The following is an 18,997-nucleotide window of genomic DNA, read 5'->3' on the forward strand; positions in this document are numbered from 1 at the left end:
GTAGAAGGGGGCTTATGATGAAGGCGGTTCATTTTGGTGCCGGTAATATCGGCCGAGGTTTCATAGGGAATGTGCTTAGCAAAGCCGGGTTTGAGGTATGCTTTGTTGATGTTAATCCAGAGATGATCGACATCATTAACAAAACAAATAGCTATAAGGTTGAACTTCTCGATGCGGATCATACGATTGAAGTGATCTCGCCGGTGTCAGCGCTTAACAGCATAACACAAGAGGAAGAGGTCATTGCGAATATCGGAGCAGCCGACCTAATTACGCTTTCTGTAGGTGTTCCGAATCTGTCTAAGGTTGCCAATATTCTGTTCAAGGCTCTGCTCTCCAGAGCAGAACTTCGCAAGGGCCCAATAGATATCATTGCTAACGAAAATGCAATCAACGCTTCGACGACCTTGCGTAAGGAAATTGAAAGACTTGCCTCTGCAGAAGAAATGGCAACGATCCTTTCGTTTGCAGGCTTTCCTAATGCGGCGGTCGACCGGCTTGCATTATCCCGAAGAACTAATGAGGGGGAGTTGGTTCAGGTTGAGCCATTTTTTGAATGGATCATTAATCGTTCGGAGATGCTGAATCATTCTTTGCCTTTATTGGATAAAGTCATTTATGTAGATGATTTGACGCCCTATATTGAGAGAAAGCTATTTATCGTAAATATGGGTCATGCCGCAGCAGCCTACCTTGGTTACCTGTATAACGAGCCGACTATCCAGCGTGCGCTTGCTCATCCGGACATCGAAACTACGGTTCAGGGGGCGATGTATGAGGTGGCCCGTTATTTTGAAGCAGCCTATGGCAAGTCTGCCGAAGAATTACAAAGTTTTATCGAAACAACATGTAAACGCTTCAGAAACGAACAGGTGAGCGATGATATTTTTCGGGTTGGCAGGTCCCCGATTCGGAAGCTTGGTCAGGATGAGCGGCTTGTAAAACCAGCGATTGAGTTGTATAAGCGGGGTCTTCCTTACAGCCAGCTTGCCAAAGTGATTGCCGCCGGTTATTTATTCCGTAGTACGAAGGATGAAGAGGCGGTAGAGCTGCAAGACTATATATCAGAACAAGGTTTGATAAGCGCTCTGGCAGCTTTTTCACACATTACCGAGCCGGAAGTACAGGAAGTAATTAGACAGCATGTATCTGCATTGACAGCTGTATCCAAATGAATGAAGAGGGGCTAAACATCATGTTAAGTCATTTTTTGAAAAATAATACTAAATTCCTTCAATCGGTTCCTAGCTGGGAGGAATCCATTCAAATAGCGGCTCAGCCATTACTGGATCAAGGAGCCATTACAACTGCTTATGTCCAGGCCATGATAGATAATGTGCATAAGAATGGTCCGTACATCGTGATCGTACCGGGTATTGCTATGCCACATGCTAAGAATACAGGCAATATTAATGCCACAGGAATGTCCTTTTTGAAACTGGAAACACCAGTGTTATTCCCGGAAGGTAAGGAAGTAAGCTTGTTGTTTGTGCTTGCAGCTGAGGATAGTACAGGACATTTGGAGCTTATCACAGATCTCTCCTCTATGCTGATAGACGAGGATGTAATGGTGAAGCTGCTCCAAGTAAGCAGTGAGACGGAATTAATATCCCTCATCGAAGAAGTGGAATAACACCTGCAAATGGTGTTGAGCAGCAGAAAATTTGAACTAAGGGGACGATTCCAATGTCCAGTGTTGCAAAGCAGAAATCATCAATACGTGCACGGATTCAAGTTGTAGGCGGTTTTTTGACCAACATGGTTATGCCTAATATTGGTGCGTTTATTGCTTGGGGGATTTTGACCGCGCTATTTATTCCCACGGGCTGGTTCCCAAATGAGAAATTGGCGGAAATCGTCGGTCCGGCCATCACGTATTTACTGCCTTTATTGCTTGCATCTACCGGCGGAAGAATGGTAGCAGGCAATCGGGGTGCGGTAATGGGTGCAATCGGGGCAATTGGTCTTATTGTCGGATCCGATATACCCATGTTTTTAGGGGCTATGATTATTGGTCCTCTGGGCGGATGGGTCATTAAGAAATTCGATAAAAGCCTGGAGAACAGAATGCCAGCGGGCTTTGAAATGATCATTAACAATTTCTCTATCGGAATATTGGGCTTTATATTAATGGTGTTCTCTTACTATGTAATTGGTCCGGTGATCGAGGGTGCAAATGCCTTTGTCACAACATCGATTAAAGCCATGGTTGCAGGCGGCTACTTGCCGTTGCTGTCTCTCATTAATGAACCGGCCAAAGTATTATTCCTGAATAATGTTATCGATCAAGGCATTTATTATCCACTTGGCATGCAGGATACGTTAAGCTCAGGCAAATCGATTTTCTTTACAGTGGCCTCCAACCCGGGACCAGGTCTTGGCCTTCTGCTTGCATTTTCATTTTTTGGGAAAAAGGCAGCGAAGAAAACAGCACCGGGCGCTATTATTATTCACTTCTTCGGCGGGATTCATGAATTGTACTTCCCTTATGTATTAATGAAACCGCTGACGATTATTGCAATGATTGCAGGCGGCATGACAGGTATTACAGTCTTTAATCTATTTCATGCCGGTCTGGTAGCGGGACCAAGTCCAGGTTCTTTTATTTCATATTTGGCGTTAACGCCAAAAGGAAGCTTCCTCGGCATGCTTCTGGGCGTGCTTGCTGCGACAATTGTTTCTTTTGTGATCACCTCTATTATTTTGAAGCTGGACAATAAGTCTGATGATGAGGAAAACTTCAGCAGCTCTCTGGAAAAATCCAAAGCCATGAAAGCTGAAGGTAAGGAACTGCTTAATGAGATTATAACGGATGCACCTGCTGCAACAGAAATTAACAAGATCTCTTTTGCATGTGATGCCGGAGCAGGAAGCAGTGCCTTAGGGGCTACCACCTTTAGAAAGAGACTGCAAAAGAAAAATATTAGCGGTATTGAGGTCAAGCATTTCAGAATCGAAGACGTACCGGATGATTCCGATATTATTGTTGTTCATAAGGACTTGTATGAAAGAGCGTTGCTCAGACATAAGGGCAAGAATATTGTGACGATTAGCAATTATATTGATGATCCAAGTTTAAGAGAACTGCTTGAGACGGTTGAGAAGAATAAAGGAACTGAAGCGTAGGCTGCTTGTTATATATTTTGAGAAGAGGACGGGCGAAATCCATGAGTCAATATAAGACAATAGACGATCTTTCGATTGCAACCATCCGCACGATAGCGATCGATGCGATAGAGAAGGCTAATTCAGGGCACCCGGGTATGCCGATGGGGGCAGCACCTATGGGGTATCAGTTATTCGCCAACACTATGAAGCATCATCCGGGTCAGCCGGATTGGTTGAATCGTGACCGCTTCGTACTATCAGCAGGACATGGATCAATGCTGTTGTACAGCCTCCTGCATCTATGCGGTTATGATCTTCCGCTTAGCGAGATTAAGCAATTCCGGCAATGGGGCAGCAAAACTCCGGGACATCCGGAGTATGGGCACACACCTGGGGTTGATGCAACGACAGGCCCCCTCGGTCAGGGGATTGGCATGGCTGTCGGCATGGCTGCAGCCGAGGCGCATATGGCGGCGACGTATAATAAAGAAAAATTCCCGATTATCGATCATTTCACATATGCGATTTGCGGCGATGGTGATCTGATGGAGGGTGTGGCCTCTGAGGCTGCATCGCTTGCAGGCCATTTGAAGCTCGGTAAGCTGATCGTGCTGTATGATTCCAATGATATTTCGCTTGACGGCGAGTTGGGGCTTTCCTTCTCAGAGAAGGTTCGAGACAGGTTCCAAGCTTATGGCTGGCAAACCATGCTTGTAGAAGACGGGAATGATTTGAACGGAATAACTGCTGCCATAGAAGAGGCACAACAGGACAGCGAGCACCCAACTTTAATCGAAGTCAAGACGGTAATTGGATACGGCAGCCCGAATAAGCAGGGGAAAGGCGGACATGGAGGGCCGCATGGTTCTCCGCTTGGACAGGAGGAAACCAAGTTAACGAAGGAGTTCTATCAATGGAAGTTTGAAGAGCCTTTCCATGTACCGGATAAAGTCCATGAACACTTTGCACAAGTGAAGCAGCGTGGCATCGAAGCATACCAGGCATGGGAGCAGCTGCTTATGGCGTATAAGGAGGCTTATCCAAAGCTGGCTGACCAGCTTGAAACGGCGATATCGGGAGGGTTGCCTGAGGGCTGGGAGCAACTACTGCCGGTGTATGAACAAGGGGATGCTGCTGTATCTACACGAGTAGCGTCAGGTCATGCGTTAAATGGCTTGGCACAGGCTATCCCTTTTCTCCTAGGCGGGTCTGCTGATTTGGAGAGCTCGACGATGACGCACCTGAAGGGTCAGGCCATGTTCACTCCTTCCAGCTATGAGGGCCGGAATATTTACTTTGGTGTACGTGAATTTGCTATGGCTGCTGTGATGAACGGTATAGCTTTGCATGGCGGGTTAAAAGTATTTGGGGGAACGTTCCTCGTATTCGCTGACTATTTACGTCCGGCCATTCGACTGGCGGCACTAATGAAGCTCCCGGTTACCTATGTGTTCACACATGATAGTATCGCTGTGGGTGAAGATGGACCAACGCATGAACCGATTGAGCAGGTAGCTTCTTTACGTATTATTCCTGGTCTGACGGTGATTCGGCCTGCCGATGGCAATGAAACATCTGCAGCCTGGGCGCTAGCGGTTCGAAAGCAAGCAGGACCGACCGCATTGATTTTGACAAGACAAAATTTGCCGATTCTGAAGCAGAGTCCAGCACAAGCCTCTGAAGGCGTGAATCGGGGCGGGTATATCGTATCGGATGTATCGGCTGGGAAGCCGCATGTGCAGCTGATTGCCACAGGCTCAGAGGTACAACTTGCCGTTCAGGCGCAGGCAGTGCTTGCTGCAGAAGGCATTTTAGCACGCGTCATTAGTTTGCCGAGTTGGGAGCTGTTCAAGCAGCAAGATCAGGCTTATCGCGATGCTATATTGCATCCGGAAGTTCACGCACGACTTGCGATTGAAATGGCACACCCATTTGGCTGGGAGCAGTTTACGGGAAAAGAAGGTACTATTCTAGGTATTGCGAATTTCGGCGCATCCGCACCGGGAGACCGCTTGATGAAAGAGTTTGGATTCACAGTGGAACATGTAGTGGCACAGGCTAAAGCATTATTGAATAAATAAAGATGGAGTGAAGCCGGATGAACAAGACATTTATTATTACAAGTAAGGAAGGCATTCATGCGCGCCCCGCTACTGCTCTTGTAAATGTAGCACAGCAATTTCAATCAGAAGTAACTGTTGGTTCGAATGGTCGTAATGTGTCCCTTAAATCGATCCTTGGCGTGCTTTCACTAGGTGTCGGGCCAGGAGAATATGTTTCCTTTCAGGCTACAGGAGAAGACGCACCAGCTGTGATGTCTGCTATTGAAGCGGTATTTGAGCAGGAAGGGCTGGGCACAGTTCATGAATAACATATCCGGGATAGCTGCCGCCGCAGGAATAGCAATTGCAAAAGCCTTTGTTATTAAAGAGCTTGAGCTAACGGTTGAACTGCGGGCTGTTCCAGATCCGGAAGCGGAAGTTGCTCGTTTTCATCAGGCACTGGCCGTCTCCAGGGACGAACTGAACGTGCTGAAAGAGCGGACGCTTCAGGAGCTAGGCGAGGAAAAAGCTAAAATATTTGAAGCACATCTTCATATCATGAATGATCCTGAACTGATCGGGCCGATAGAAGCACAGATCCGCAGCGGCCACTGCAATGCCGAGTTTGCGATGCAAGAAACATCTAATATGTTTATTAAAATGTTTGAAGATATGAAGAGCACTTATCTGCAAGAGCGCGCAGCGGATATGCGGGATGTGACCAAGCGTGTATTGAACCATTTATTGTATGCCAAGTCGACAGATCTCAGTTCCATTCATAAGGACGTCATTCTTGTTGCAGAAGATTTAACCCCTTCGGACACCGCACAACTGAACAAGGATTATGTAAAAGGCTTTACGACGAACATTGGAGGGAGAACTTCGCATTCTGCCATTATGGCGAGATCCATGGAAATCCCTGCTGTTGTCGGAACCAAGCATATTGTTGACCAGGTGCAGGACGGTGACCTGTTGATTTTGGATGGATTAACAGGAAGCGTGTATGTCAATCCCGATCAGGAAACGGTTGCTTTGTATCGTGACAAGCAGGCGGCATACGAAGCGCAGAAGCTGGAGTGGCAACGACTACTGCATGAGCCAAGCGTAACAGCTGATGGTCATGTAGTAGAGCTGGCAGCGAATATTGGCTCCCTATCTGATGTAGAGGCGGTTCTATCGAACGGCGGCGAAGCGGTAGGATTGTTCCGGACAGAGTTTTTGTACATGGGCAGAGACAATATGCCTTCGGAAAATGAGCAATACCATGTGTACAAAACGATCCTTGAAAAAATGGAGGAGAAGCCTGTTGTCGTCCGGACGCTGGATATCGGCGGAGACAAGGAGCTGCCTTACCTTCAGCTTCCTAAGGAAATGAACCCGTTTCTAGGCTTGCGGGCCATCCGCCTATGTCTGGACAGACAGGATATATTCCGAACACAGCTTCGGGCACTTCTTCGTGCCAGTGTGAGTGGCAAATTGCGAATTATGTTCCCGATGATCGCTACGCTGGATGAGTTCAGACAAGCGAAAGATATTTTATTGGAAGAGAAGGACGCGCTGGTGCGTGAAGGTATTCCGGTTGCGGAGGATATTGAACTAGGCATTATGGTGGAAATTCCTTCAACAGCTGTTCTGGCGAATTTGTTCGCCAAGGAGGTTGATTTCTTCAGTATCGGCACCAATGATCTGATTCAGTATACGCTTGCCGTCGATCGCATGAATGAAGGGGTGTCCTACTTGTATCAGCCTTACAATCCTTCCATACTGCGGCTAATCAAAATGGTGATTGACGCAGCGCATGCAGAAGGCAAATGGGTTGGTATGTGTGGGGAGATGGCAGGGGATGCCATCGCAATCCCGTTATTGCTCGGTCTGGGATTGAATGAGTTTAGTATGAGCGCAAGCTCGATTCTCCCAGCCAAAAGCCAACTGACGAAGTTATCTTTCCAATCGGCTCAGCAATTGGCGGAAGAGGCGCTGAACTGTGCAACTGCGCAGGAAGTTGCAGCGCTTGTACAAGCAAATAACGAGAAGCTGACAGTGAGTTAACAGCATTTTCCTTTGGCATATAATAAAACTTCAAGCGATGCCTTTCAGTGAAATCACTGTGGCATATCCTATAAATAAAGTAAAGCTGGGTACCTCTGCAGGTGCCCAGCTTTTTTTGCGAATAGACTTACATGTTGGGAACAGGCTCCCAAAAACGTTAATTCGTATAGTTATCAAAATATCCTTGAATAAAGATAATTGGCGTACCCTTATCGCCACTTCCGGAAGTCAGGTCTGATAAAGAGCCGATCAGATCGGTCAATCTTCTAGGTGTCGTACCTTGTGCTTCCATGGCGCCTACCAGATCGGTCTCTTTATTGTTAATGTATTGAGAGATGGCCTGCTGCAATGCCTCACCTTTCAAATCAGCGAAGTTGTTATCAGCAAGGTATTTCAATTTCACCTCGTTTGGTGTGCCATCAAGTCCTGCTGTATAAGCAGGCGATACAACCGGATCAGCCAGTTCCCATATTTTACCGACAGGATCCTTGAACGCTCCATCCCCGTAGATCATCACTTCGACGAGCTTGCCCGTTTTTTCTTTGAGTCTGCGTTGAATGTTATCCACGATTGGTTGGCAATTGCGCGGGAACAACTTTATGCTATTTTCTGTCGACTTGTTAGAACCAAGCAGACCGTAGCTTTCATTACATCCGCTGCCATCCACCGATGCAGCCAGTATGTCATCGAGGCTATATACTTTTTCTCCGCCATTGGCCTTCAAAATTCTCTTCGTTCTGAATCTTGTATGGATATCGCAAGTCAGTACATGTTTAGTATATTGCAGGATAGTCTTGGGATTATTGGAGAAAATGACTTCACATTCCACGCCGTATTCTTCAATTAATGATTTATAGTAATCGATATAATCGATGCCGGTAAAGGTATGCTTTTTATATCCAAATAGTTCGCGGAATTGTTGCTCTGTCAGTACATCGGTCCAAGGATTAACCCCTTTTTCATCAAGCTCGTCCAGATCCACTAAGTGGTTGCCTACTTCATCCGACGGATAACTGAGCATGAGCACAATTTTTTTAGCGCCTTTAGCAATACCGCGAAGACAGATAGCAAAGCGGTTCCGGCTTAAAATTGGGAAAATAACACCGATCGTATCATCTCCAAATTTGGAGTTTACATCTTGTGCAATATGATCAATGGTAGCATAGTTGCCTTGCGCACGTGCAACGATGGATTCCGTAACTGTAACGATGTCTTTATCCTGAATGGTGAAGCCTTCCACTTCGGAAGCTTTAAGAACACTATCTACAACGATGTCTTCGATGCTGTCTCCTTGATTAATGATGGGGCAGCGAAGGCCTCTTACAACTGTTCCGACAACTCTTTCCAATATAATCGCTCCTTGCATAATTTGGATTCCTATTTGTAATATACACTCAGCAAGTGGTATAAATGAAATTAATATATTGAATACGTGATATAAGAGGTGCTTATAGTAGTGAGCAAGTTAGATTTATATAAAGTGTTTTGTACAGTGGCTAGGAACACAAGCTTTTCCAAAGCGGCTCAAGAGCTTTATATGACACAGCCGGCTGTCAGCCAGGGGATTATGCAATTAGAAAGGGAACTCGATACCAGGCTATTCACCAGAACATCGAAGGGTGTATTTTTAACGGATGAAGGCCGCCTCTTATTTGACTATGCCAATTCGGCCATGAATTTAATCCACGTCGGGGAAGAAAAGCTGCTCGAATTGAAAAATTTAACGACAGGCGAGTTGAAGATAGGTGTAGGCGATACGATTTCCAAGTATTTTTTACTTCCGTACCTAGAAGAGTTTCATAATCGTTACCCCAATATCAAGTTCAAGATGGTGAACGGCACTACCCTTGAGATTTGTGCGCTAATTAAATCAGGCAGTGTGGATATTGGTATTTGTAATTTTCCGCTGGAAGATCCGGCACTAGAATTAGTCCCCTGCACTGATATTCATGATATTTTTGTATATGGGGAGAAATTTAAGAGCCAGTTAGCAGGAACGGTCACCCTGGAGCAGGTCGTCAAATTGCCGTTAATCTTCCTTGAATCCAAGTCCAACTCCAGAAAATATGTGGAAGACTATATGCTGTCTAAAGGAATTAAAATTTCTCCCGAATTTGAACTGGGTTCACATCATTTGCTATTGGAATTTGCCAAGATCAATTTAGGCGTAGCTTGTGTGACGAAGGAATTCTCCCAGAAATATTTGAATACTGGAGTATTGCATCAAGTTTCATTAACCGAGGAAATACCGAAGCGAAGTATTGGCATCTCTTTTTTGAAAAGTGTATCCTTATCGCCAGCATCGACAAAATTTGTTGAGATTATAAAGAACCAGTTATTGGATTGATTTTAGGCTAATAAAAATTCTAGAAATGGGTGAGATGAGTGTCTACTAATGTAAGGTTGGCTACGATTCAAGATGCAGAGTCATTATCTAGTTTAAATCAAGAGTTCAATGGCGGGGACAAGCGTTCTGTGTCAGAAATCATGAAGTCTCTGAATAGCAACAATGAATTGGTAGCCGTGGCCACTATAATGGACGAAGTGGTCGGCTTTGCCTGTGCTCAAAGTATGAAATCGTTTTGTTACAATGAAGCTCACGGAGAAATTACTGAAATGTATGTTCAGGAATCTGCCCGGCGTAACGGAGTCGCTACTTCCTTAATTTCTTTTCTGGAAAAACAACTTCTTACCCGTGGTGTCAAAACAGTTAAGATTCTGACCGGAAGAGACAACAATCCAGCCATTCAAACCTATGAACTAAGCGGTTATATTAAGGATGATGAAGTAATGCTGAAGAAAAAGCTTTAATACCTCTGTATAGAAGCCCTTTGAAAACGTGGCGCCCCGCATCACTCAGGTTTTCTTCATGAACGGTACAGTTTAGCTATAATTATTTTCGCCAAGTCATAGAATCTAATAAATGATTATGATGGGTAAAAGGACATTTTCCCGAAGGAGATATTTCATGGAGACCCATACTCATTATCATGCAGAGGATAATACGTTTAGCATTGACTGTCAGGACATCATTTTAAGAGAATACATAGTTACTGATCTGGATGCATTTCATTCGCTTACCTGGCAACCTGAAATACATGAATTTTTGCCAGGCTGGAACGTAGCGAAAGAGCAACGGGAAGAATGGCTCATACACTACGAAATTCCAGAGAACGGGCAGTTTCTGAAGGCTGTAGCGGAAGGTGGAGATATTGGTGAGCTCCGTCTTCGACTGGGGATTGTTTTGAAAGAGACGGGAGAGTTAATCGGATGGTGCGCCTCAGGAATAAAGGATGAATTGCCAGCCCCAAACCGTGAAATTATGTACGCAATATCCAGGGATCATAGGGGAAAAGGATACGCAACACAAGCCGTACAAGGGATGGTCCAGTATTTATTCGAACATACGAACGTTGAGGTGCTGACTGCTATTGCACTTTTAATTAACTTGCCATCCAATAGAGTCATCCAAAAATCCGGATTTCAATTGCAAGGGATTATTGAGATCGATAACGAAAGCTATAAGCATTATAAGCTTGATCGACAAAATTGGGTAAACCAAAAGTAGAAGTTCAGGGCAGAACAAAGTTGTCAGGGAGGCCGGGTATGGAACAGCGAATGGTGATCATTACTGGGGCAAATTCGGGCATAGGGAGGGCGGCGACGCTGAAGTTTGCCAGTGAGGGCTATCATGTGGTGATGGCCTGTCGAAGCTTGCAGCAGAGCAGGGGCGTCCAGGAGGAGGTTATACGGCTTTCCAGTAACGAGAGTGTCGATCTTATGGAGGTTGATATGTCTTCTTTTGCATCCATCCGTGTATTCTGTACAGCTTTTATAGCTAAGTACCCCCGTCTGGATATCCTCATTCATAACGCTGCTTACCTGAATCATGGTGAAAAAGAGTATAAGCTCAGCCCCGAAGGTATCGAGCTGACCTTTGCGACCAACACATTTGGGCCTTTGCTAATGAGTCATTTGCTGCGCGGCCTGCTTGAACAATCGCCAGATCCGAGGATTCTGCATGCCTGCACAACGAATATCAAACACTTCTTTGATCCGAAACGGACGATTGAGTTCGATAATTTGCGCGGTGAGTACCGTGGCACCCGGCCGTTCAGTATGTATAAGCGGTATGGAGATTCCAAAATGGCCTTATTGCTGTTGAGCTTCAAACTGGCCGAAGAGTACAAGAGCCGAGGGATTAACGTGAATGCCTTGCAGATTAATCGTGTAAAGTTGTCTCCAGCGACGATTAACAAAATGAGTCCCCTGTGGCGAGTGCTGGCACGGGTCCAAAATCTGACCAACCGACTGCCATCCGGCATGGCTGATCATTATTTTCATATCTGCACCTCTGACGAATTCAAGACTGTCATTGGACGGTTCATTAACCACAGGAGAGAGATTATGCATCCGGCAACAACGGAGACAGGCCTCGCACAATTGAGGAATATCTTTGGATCGGAGAGCTATCCCGCTTACGCTGCGGATGAGCAGAACATAGAGAAGATATGGGCGCTGGGCATGGCGCTGATTGAAGAGTAGATTGGACCAGCGCCGAGTGGAGTAATTCATACTTCATTTTCAAATATACTTTTTAAAATCAAATCTGCACATTCTTCGGAAGTATTTAAATGTGTGTTGACAGTACAATTATACTGGATATCCTTTGCCATGATTTTGTGTTGCCAATCTGATTGGTCTTCGGTTCTATCTCCTCGGGCAATATTTCTCTGACGGCAAATATCTAAAGGGCAAAACACTTCAACAATGTGTAACGGGTACCCAGAGAATAAATTCTGCACTTTTTCATAATGTGGTTTCAACTCTGGTCTATCCACCATAATGCCATCAATGATTACATTTTTACCATGGTCAGAAAATAGTTTGGCTGTATGATACATCATGATAATTGCTTCACTTAAATACTTCCAGTAATCTTCACGAAGATAACGTTCACCTATCATTTCTTCAAAAAGGTCATTGGCAACCACATAAAAAAATTCGTGCGATTTTAACTGTAAGGCATCTACTATTGATGTTTTTCCAGAACTCGTAACGCCGTTTAAAAATACAATTCTACCTTTGTTCATTCTGTTAATCCCCCCTTATTAGGGTGCTTTATTTCCTGCATCATGTATTTAATGAAGGCTAAAAAAATTTGTGAATCAACATGACTATTATCTGTTTCTCCGTTGTCTGTTTCTTCGGTGTATTCATTTAGACATTGTATAATCAACTGCTGGAACTTTTGAGGCAAATATTGTACTCCCCATTCTCCGCCCTCTCGCTTTGAAGATATCTTACCTTCTTTTATAAAATAAAGGACCCGACAGAGATTTAAGGTTAGGTACATAGGCGTAAGGTACGCAGGGGGATTGTCCATAATCTCCTCTGCACATCCCTCCACATCGTGCAGAATGGAGGCGAGATAGTATTGACTATCGATCGGTTCATAAAGCTCACCTAATGGTTTTCCGTATAGGGTTATTCCTCTCTCATAGGCAACAACAATTTGAGAAGCTAAATCTTTATCTTCTAATCCCCCACAAAGATAATTGTCAATTGTGCGATAGTTCTCCCTATGATAATCAGAGTAATGAAACTCAAAAGGTGTGGGATAAACAAAAGGTTGTAGGTAAGTCTCTAAGATAATAGTGAATTCTATTCCACGCTCATTAGACATTTCATCATGTAGAGCTAAAGCTATTTTTGCAATCCTAGAATTATTTACTGATGTTAGCGGCTCTTTTACAACAATTAATAAATCAATATCACTTTTTAAGGGGTTAAAGCACCCCATTGCCAGTGATCCATGTAAATAAACACCTAACAAATTCCCCGTAAGTTCTTCTTCAAAAAGTGTAACTAATTTATTTAAGAAAGTCTGAGTATTCATATTAAGTACCTTCCATATTTTCTCATATAGTATTCTAAGTATAGTTCACCTTACATTTTTATCAAGGTAGTACTTATTTATATTTATTTTCAACTACCCACAAGTTCAGCTTAAAAAAGCATCCCCGCGACCATGGCTGGTAGCGGGGTGCTCTGTATAACAATGGACTATTGGCTGGACATCCGCACTAGAATTGAATCACAACCATTTGATGACAGGCCCACAGCGGCACAGTGTAGCTCAATTTGCCGTCAACTTGGTTGAATGGAAGACTCTCGTTTTGAGGTGCCAGATATACATCTTTAACTTGTTCTGTCGTCACAAGGGTGACTTCTGTATTCATGAGAGGCAGCAGATCCTCAATAATTTCTACACCTTCCCCTCTGCGGACCGGAGAAGCATATAACAGGTGATTGACCCAGCGCTTGGAGGCCGGCTGCGCCTGCAAAGTGGTAACACCTTGCGCAGGCAGATTGGTATTCAGCGATTTATGGTTTCCTAGCAGGCGATCCAGCGCGTAGTAGATGATTTCCTTCACGGGCAGGCTACCTTTTACCGCATAATCTTCAAACACATGCCAAGCTACATAGATTCCGTCCCGTCCCTCTGCGATGCCCGCTCCGGCTTCTTGTAGATCGGAAGGAGTATGCTGGTGCGAGCAGAAGGTGAACAAGTCGCGGTTGAAGTATGAATTTTCCTTGCTGCCGAGCAGAGTACCGCCCGGTGAGAGTACAGCGTCTTGACCTTCGGTATAAATGACAAAGGAGGCTGTGCGCAGCGAGGGAAGCTCGAAAGACGGCCGCAGATATGATGGCCGGAACGCGGATATCCCCTGCCAAGTAACGCCCAAATCCAGTGCAAATCCGCTTCCGTCCACGGACAGACCGGAACGTCCGGTAGCCAGGATTTTGCCGCCGCCAGCAATAAAGTCATCTAGTTTAGTCTTAAGTTGCGCTGTAATCTGAATCTCGTCCGGTAGAATTAGCACCTTGTATGATGCCAGATCGGCCTCCAAATCCACCACATTGAAGAGATAGTTACCCTCTAGCAAAATCCGTACAGCCCCCGTATCATGCTTGTTGTGCTGTGGAATCGGACCATCGCCAGCAGCCCATGATGCAGCTTCGAGCGACAACAGGGCGATATCAGCGATACCTGTGGTATCCTGGCACCATTCTTCCTTGGCCGCTACCTCGCGGTAAGCTTCGCCGATCAGCGTGTAGGTGGCGAGATCCATCTTGCCGCCGGGATGCAGCTGATCCCCGATGGAGCAGCGCGCCCCGTTGGCAAGGCTCAATGCAGCTTCATAGCGCAGCGCGTTTGGATGTTTGTACCCGCCGAACTCGCCCCAGGAAGTGTGGAACTTTCCGGTCATCCCGAGGAAATCCATGCCCAGTGTCTGTGCATATCGTGCGGAGAGAGGGAAGTGATCATAGCCCCAGCCGCCTGTCGGCAGGGACTCCAGCTCCAGGTGGGTGTTAACATGAGCGAGGTCTCGCCGCCCCCGGTCAACGTGGCTGCTGTTGTGGAATACCGGCAGTCCCGGTTTCACCGCGTGAACGGTATCGTTCATTCTTTTTGCGTACCGGGCGTAGGTCTCTTCCCACAACTTCCGCATATCTTCCAGATTACGCGGGTCTGAGCCCCGCTCACGGATGTCAGCCACACAATATTGACAGTAGCATTCCCGGACGCCGACGATATCCAGGAAGATGCCGTCTGCATCGTAGTTTTTCACGACTTCTTCCACCTGCTGGGCCAGAACGTCAAGATAAGGAGTGTTCATACAGAATTGATGATATCCTGGTGTCATGAAGTCACCCGTCCAGCTAATGACCTCCTGCTGATTGCGAATCAGCCACTGTGGATGTTTACGGGCGAGCCGCTCATCCAATCCGGCGGAGAGATAGACTGGCGTCTTCACGCCGATTTCATGAGCGGCCTCAATCTGGGCGCCCAGAAGATCAAAATCCAGACCTGGATGCATTTCATTGGCAGTAGTTGGGTGGTAAGCCCAGCCATGATGACATTTGGAGAAGATAGTGATGGAATCGACATGCCCGGTCTTAAGCATCTCCTGAAATTGCTGCTTGGAAAAGTCCCGGCCAATGCCTTCAATGGCTTCGGATGTATGGAAATCGAGATGCACCTGACGAAATTTCATGCTTGCGTCCCCCTGGTCATTAAATGATAGAATCATATTATATCTACCACTCTAATGGATTATGGGATGACATACAGCCGACAATTCCGACTTTGTATAGTACAATTTCGGTGTGTTTGAATCAGGAGGACGTTACATGCTTGTGCTTGAACTACCGGTCCCGCCCTTTCCATTGCTGGCGGCAATCGGTCACACGTTATGGAAGCCCGGTGTGCAGCATGCTCAGCGCCAGTTCGAGGTATTCGATCTCATTATATGCGCCAAAGGGATGCTGCACATGGAGGAAGATGGTATTGGTTATGAGGTAGCCGGAGGCATGATGCTGGTTCTGGAGCCTGGCAAAACCCATCGCGGCTCACGGCCGACCGAGCTGGAGACCGAGGTGTACTGGATTCATTTTCAGTACCCTGTGTCTGTGGAACCCATCTTGAAGGAGAAGACACATTGGCAGCAGCCGCTGCTCCAGCGGAGTGATCAGGATACGGAAGCTCCACCGGGAGTCATTGAGATTCCGAAATTCGCTGCTGTGGATCTGCGCTCACTCCAGCCTCTGTTGACCGAGATGCTTGAGCTGCACCATGTGTTGACCCTACAGCGTTCCTTTGAGCTGAATATCCTGCTCGGCCAATTTCTCCTGCAACTGCAGAACGGGATGCGACGCAGCAGTCCGCAGGCCCGTTCCTATTTTCTCAGCGAGAAGGTAGCGGCTTATTTGAACCAGCATTTAGAGCAGCCGTTCGATTCCGTGCAAATGGAGCGTGATCTGCTCTATCATTTCGATTATCTGGCTCGCTGCCTGAAGCAGTATACGGGGATGAGCCCGCTACAATACAGGCACCATCTTCAGATTGAGAAGGCCAAGCGGCTGCTGGCGCATTCCGAGCTTTCATTGAAACGGATCGGTGAGTTGTGTGGCCTGCAGGACAATAACTATTTTACACGCTTGTTCAAGCGCCAAACTTCACTTACGCCAGGGGAGTACCGCAGGCAGTATCAGGTGTTTTTAATAGAGTAGAAAATGGAGTAGTTCGTCAACGTTGTATCCCCAGCATCAATAAATATGATGGAATGAGGTGTCGTATCACCCTAAGAAGAAGCCTCTGCAGGGTTCGTATCCATATTCAGACCCATTCTCCGTAATCCATTGGAGGATGGGTTTTTCATGCTTGGATTCCAGTGGTATCTCCTTACAAATCATACAAATGGATACTCCAGTGAACGAATGGTTAGGTCCTGCCCACTTGTAATGATGGTATACTAAAGCGGGATTATAGAGGTCCTCTAGGTGTTAGGGGCACAACAATAGAACGGAAGCGGAGGAGAGCCGGTGGAGAAGAAGGGTATGAGAAGCTGGAAATGGTTTAGGTTCAAAGGCGCTTGGCCGGCATTGTTCTGGTCCTATATCTCAATACTTCTGCTGCTGCTTGTTCTTGGCAGCATACTTTACTGGAGCGCCAGGGAAGTGGTGGTGAAATCCGTGGAGCGTAGTAATTCCGCTATGCTGGGACAGCTCCGGGAACTTGCTGATGGGCAGCTGCAAATGATCGAGCAGTTGGAACAGCAGATCGCCAATCATCCCAAACTGCTGCAGCTAATGAGCAGTAAAGCGCCTTTGTCTGATAAGGAGCAGTACGAGATGATTGCATTAGCCGAGGATTTGAAGCGCTACAAGCAATTGACACCATTCATTAACGATTACTACATATATCTGCCCAAAACTGGAACCATGCTGGGGCCGGGCGTGAAGACTACACCGGAGATTTTGTTTGATCAAGCCGTTCGCTTTGACGGGTTGAGCGCCGATGAATGGGTGCAGAAATTTGAAAGCGGATACCATTTTCGTACCTTCGAGCCATCACTGCATGCAAGGAGCAGTATCGGGGAGTCAAGCGACATTCTTGCATATATGCAGACTCTTCCGCTCGGCAACCGTTCCAAGGGATTAGCTACGCTGTTTATCATGATTAATGAAGACGAACTACGCAAAATGTTCCAGGGCTTGGCGGATGCCGGACAAGGTAGCATTTACATTGTGGACAACAGTAACCGGCTGGTCAGCACAACGGCCGTTAGTAAGGCTCCATTATCTTTTGCATATGGAGAAATGCAAGGCGAGCAGGGGAAGCTGGAGACCCGGCGTGAGGGGAAGGAGATGATTGTCTCCTATGTGACTTCAAGCGTCTTCGGGTGGAAATATGTACTGGAGGTGCCCCGTGTTGTCTTTCTGAAGGAAGTGAATGAGGTGCGGAGCTGGGCTTTGTTGTTGCTGGTTTTGGCTGCGCTTTCAGGAGCGGCTGTTTCATTCTATCTATCCTATCGTAACGTACGCCCACTTCGTGATTTAGTATCGGTTGTAACGGGCAACAGTCCTGCGCTGCCGCGTAAGGAGGGACCTCTGGAATATCAATTCATACATACATCGATCCAGTCGGCCCGAATAACGGAAACGGAACTCCGGGGCCGGTTGTCGCAGCAGACACCCATTATTCGTCTACATTTCCTGAATCGGCTGATCAAGGGCTACGCAGATTCTCATGAGCTGCAGCCGGAAGCCTTGGAGTTCATGGATATTCGTTTTATCTCCGATACTTTTGCGATCCTGTTGATCGACGTGGAGGATATGAATGCTTTTTCTACTGAAAATGATCCTAAAGAATGGCTCTTTATCAACTTCGTTATTTCGAATATTGCCACCGATCTGGTGGGAGAGCGGCATATCGCCTACACCACTGAGCTGGATCAGGGCAGAATTGCTCTCCTGATTAATTTCAGTGAAGCTGATGAGGTGGGATGCAGGGCAGAATTGTCAGCGATCACAGAGCAACTGGAACACATGCTGTGTAAGCGATTCCGGCTAAAGGTGTCTATTGGTGCGAGCTTCATTGCGCGGGAAATAAAAACAATCGGCGAAGCCTTCCGCGATGCTCTCAAGCGGCTCGATGAGGACGCCAAGCAGCAGGCTAAGGATCACGCAGTTGACCAATTGCGGGAGCGGCCGCCGGTATATTATTATCCGTTGGATATCGAACAGCAGTTGACCAATTATGTGAAATCAGGTGAGGAAGAGAAAACAGAACAGCTTCTGAATGCTTTGTATTCGGATCATTACAGCACTGACGGCAGCAGTCCGCTGGTTGGCTCGTATTTCCTGCTACATTTGTCTTCGACGTTGTTCCGGATTGTCCAGAATACACCGAATGCGGATGCGGAGCTTGCTATGCGGCTGTTACAGAATCAGTCCGATGGCAACGCGGATGCCCACCGTACATTCCAGCAGCTGAAAGGGGAGTTTCAGACCGTCTGCCGTCTCTGGCGGGAAGGACGCAGCGACCAGGGCAGCCGGATGCTGGAGACGATCAAACGGATCGTAAGGGAACGTTACAGCGAGAACATGTTGAGTGTGAACCTGATTGCGGATGAACTGGGAATTACACAGCCATATCTATCCTCTTTTTTCAAAAAGGTTACCGGTCATACGATCCTTGAATTTATTGCCGAAACCCGGCTGAAGGAGGCAAAACGGCTGCTGACAGATACGGATCATACCGTAGCTTATGTGGCTCATGCGGTGGGCTACTCCAACGACATTGGTTTTATTCGTTTTTTCAAAAAACATGAGGGGATTACCCCTGGTCAATATCGTACGAACACACAAACGGAACACCGATCTTAGAGATGTGCAGTCTCCTATCTTTCAATTGGGATGGTAATGTAACATCCAGGCCATATTCAGCT

16 protein-coding genes are annotated in these 18,997 nt (G+C 46.5%); 12 read left to right on the plus strand and 4 right to left on the minus strand.

Features of this window, described 5'->3' with window-relative positions; translation table 11 throughout:
• Positions 1-14 precede the first annotated feature (14 nt).
• From HPT30_RS10120 to ptsP, 6 genes are read left to right on the plus strand one after another with little or no spacing between them, the layout of a single operon-like run.
• Positions 15-1,175 (plus strand): mannitol-1-phosphate 5-dehydrogenase, encoded by a 1,161-nt coding sequence (locus HPT30_RS10120; protein ID WP_217622328.1) that lies wholly within the window; start codon positions 15-17, stop codon positions 1,173-1,175.
• Positions 1,176-1,195: 20 nt separating this feature from the next.
• Positions 1,196-1,633, plus strand: a complete 438-nt coding sequence (locus HPT30_RS10125) for a PTS sugar transporter subunit IIA (protein WP_175371277.1) — start codon at positions 1,196-1,198, stop codon at positions 1,631-1,633.
• Positions 1,634-1,686: 53 nt separating this feature from the next.
• Positions 1,687-3,126: a PTS mannitol transporter subunit IIBC gene (locus tag HPT30_RS10130; protein ID WP_175371278.1), complete on the plus strand. Its 1,440-nt coding sequence runs from the start codon at positions 1,687-1,689 to the stop codon at positions 3,124-3,126.
• 41 nt (positions 3,127-3,167) lie between these two features.
• On the plus strand, positions 3,168-5,189 hold the full coding sequence (gene tkt, locus HPT30_RS10135; protein WP_175371279.1) for a transketolase: 2,022 nt from the start codon (positions 3,168-3,170) through the stop codon (positions 5,187-5,189).
• 17 nt (positions 5,190-5,206) lie between these two features.
• Positions 5,207-5,479 carry an HPr family phosphocarrier protein gene (locus HPT30_RS10140; RefSeq protein WP_175371280.1) on the plus strand — a complete coding sequence of 91 codons (273 nt, stop codon included), beginning with the start codon at positions 5,207-5,209 and terminating at the stop codon, positions 5,477-5,479.
• Positions 5,472-7,199, plus strand: coding sequence for a phosphoenolpyruvate--protein phosphotransferase (gene ptsP / locus HPT30_RS10145; RefSeq protein WP_175371281.1), 1,728 nt, complete (start codon positions 5,472-5,474; stop codon positions 7,197-7,199). Before HPT30_RS10140 ends, ptsP begins: the two co-directional genes overlap by 8 nt.
• A gap of 157 nt (positions 7,200-7,356) precedes the next feature.
• Here ptsP and HPT30_RS10150 read toward each other — a convergent pair whose 3' ends face one another.
• Positions 7,357-8,547 (minus strand): coenzyme F420-0:L-glutamate ligase, encoded by a 1,191-nt coding sequence (locus HPT30_RS10150; RefSeq protein ID WP_175371282.1) that lies wholly within the window; start codon positions 8,545-8,547, stop codon positions 7,357-7,359.
• A 108-nt stretch (positions 8,548-8,655) separates the two neighbouring features.
• Here HPT30_RS10150 and HPT30_RS10155 point away from each other — a divergent pair, with 108 nt between their 5' ends.
• The 4 genes from HPT30_RS10155 (at position 8,656) to HPT30_RS10170 (ending at position 11,744) form a co-directional block, all read left to right on the plus strand.
• Positions 8,656-9,546 (plus strand): LysR family transcriptional regulator, encoded by an 891-nt coding sequence (locus HPT30_RS10155; RefSeq protein ID WP_175371283.1) that lies wholly within the window; start codon positions 8,656-8,658, stop codon positions 9,544-9,546.
• Between the two features lie 38 nt (positions 9,547-9,584).
• Positions 9,585-10,010: a GNAT family N-acetyltransferase gene (locus HPT30_RS10160; RefSeq protein ID WP_175371284.1), complete on the plus strand. Its 426-nt coding sequence runs from the start codon at positions 9,585-9,587 to the stop codon at positions 10,008-10,010.
• Positions 10,011-10,167: 157 nt separating this feature from the next.
• Positions 10,168-10,767 carry a GNAT family N-acetyltransferase gene (locus HPT30_RS10165; RefSeq protein WP_175371285.1) on the plus strand — a complete coding sequence of 200 codons (600 nt, stop codon included), beginning with the start codon at positions 10,168-10,170 and terminating at the stop codon, positions 10,765-10,767.
• A gap of 38 nt (positions 10,768-10,805) precedes the next feature.
• Positions 10,806-11,744, plus strand: coding sequence for an SDR family NAD(P)-dependent oxidoreductase (locus tag HPT30_RS10170; protein ID WP_175371286.1), 939 nt, complete (start codon positions 10,806-10,808; stop codon positions 11,742-11,744).
• A 26-nt stretch (positions 11,745-11,770) separates the two neighbouring features.
• Here HPT30_RS10170 and HPT30_RS10175 read toward each other — a convergent pair whose 3' ends face one another.
• From HPT30_RS10175 to HPT30_RS10185, 3 genes are all read right to left on the minus strand, one after another.
• Positions 11,771-12,292, minus strand: coding sequence for a chloramphenicol phosphotransferase CPT family protein (locus HPT30_RS10175; protein ID WP_175371287.1), 522 nt, complete (start codon positions 12,290-12,292; stop codon positions 11,771-11,773).
• Entirely contained in the window at positions 12,289-13,098 is an 810-nt protein-coding gene (locus tag HPT30_RS10180; protein WP_217622329.1) for an aminoglycoside adenylyltransferase domain-containing protein, read from the minus strand. Before HPT30_RS10180 ends, HPT30_RS10175 begins: the two co-directional genes overlap by 4 nt.
• 187 nt (positions 13,099-13,285) lie before the next feature.
• Entirely contained in the window at positions 13,286-15,262 is a 1,977-nt protein-coding gene (locus HPT30_RS10185) for an alpha-amylase family protein (RefSeq protein ID WP_175371288.1), read from the minus strand.
• 136 nt (positions 15,263-15,398) lie between these two features.
• Between HPT30_RS10185 and HPT30_RS10190 the strand changes: the two genes are divergently transcribed.
• The gene (locus HPT30_RS10190) at positions 15,399-16,277 is read left to right on the plus strand and encodes a helix-turn-helix domain-containing protein (protein WP_175371289.1); all 879 of its coding nucleotides are present in this window, start codon (positions 15,399-15,401) and stop codon (positions 16,275-16,277) included.
• A gap of 312 nt (positions 16,278-16,589) precedes the next feature.
• On the plus strand, positions 16,590-18,935 hold the full coding sequence (locus HPT30_RS30685; protein WP_175371290.1) for a helix-turn-helix domain-containing protein: 2,346 nt from the start codon (positions 16,590-16,592) through the stop codon (positions 18,933-18,935).
• Positions 18,936-18,997: the final 62 nt, after the last annotated feature.

This window comes from Paenibacillus agri (genome assembly GCF_013359945.1).
Taxonomy (GTDB): domain Bacteria; phylum Bacillota; class Bacilli; order Paenibacillales; family Paenibacillaceae; genus Paenibacillus_AQ; species Paenibacillus_AQ agri.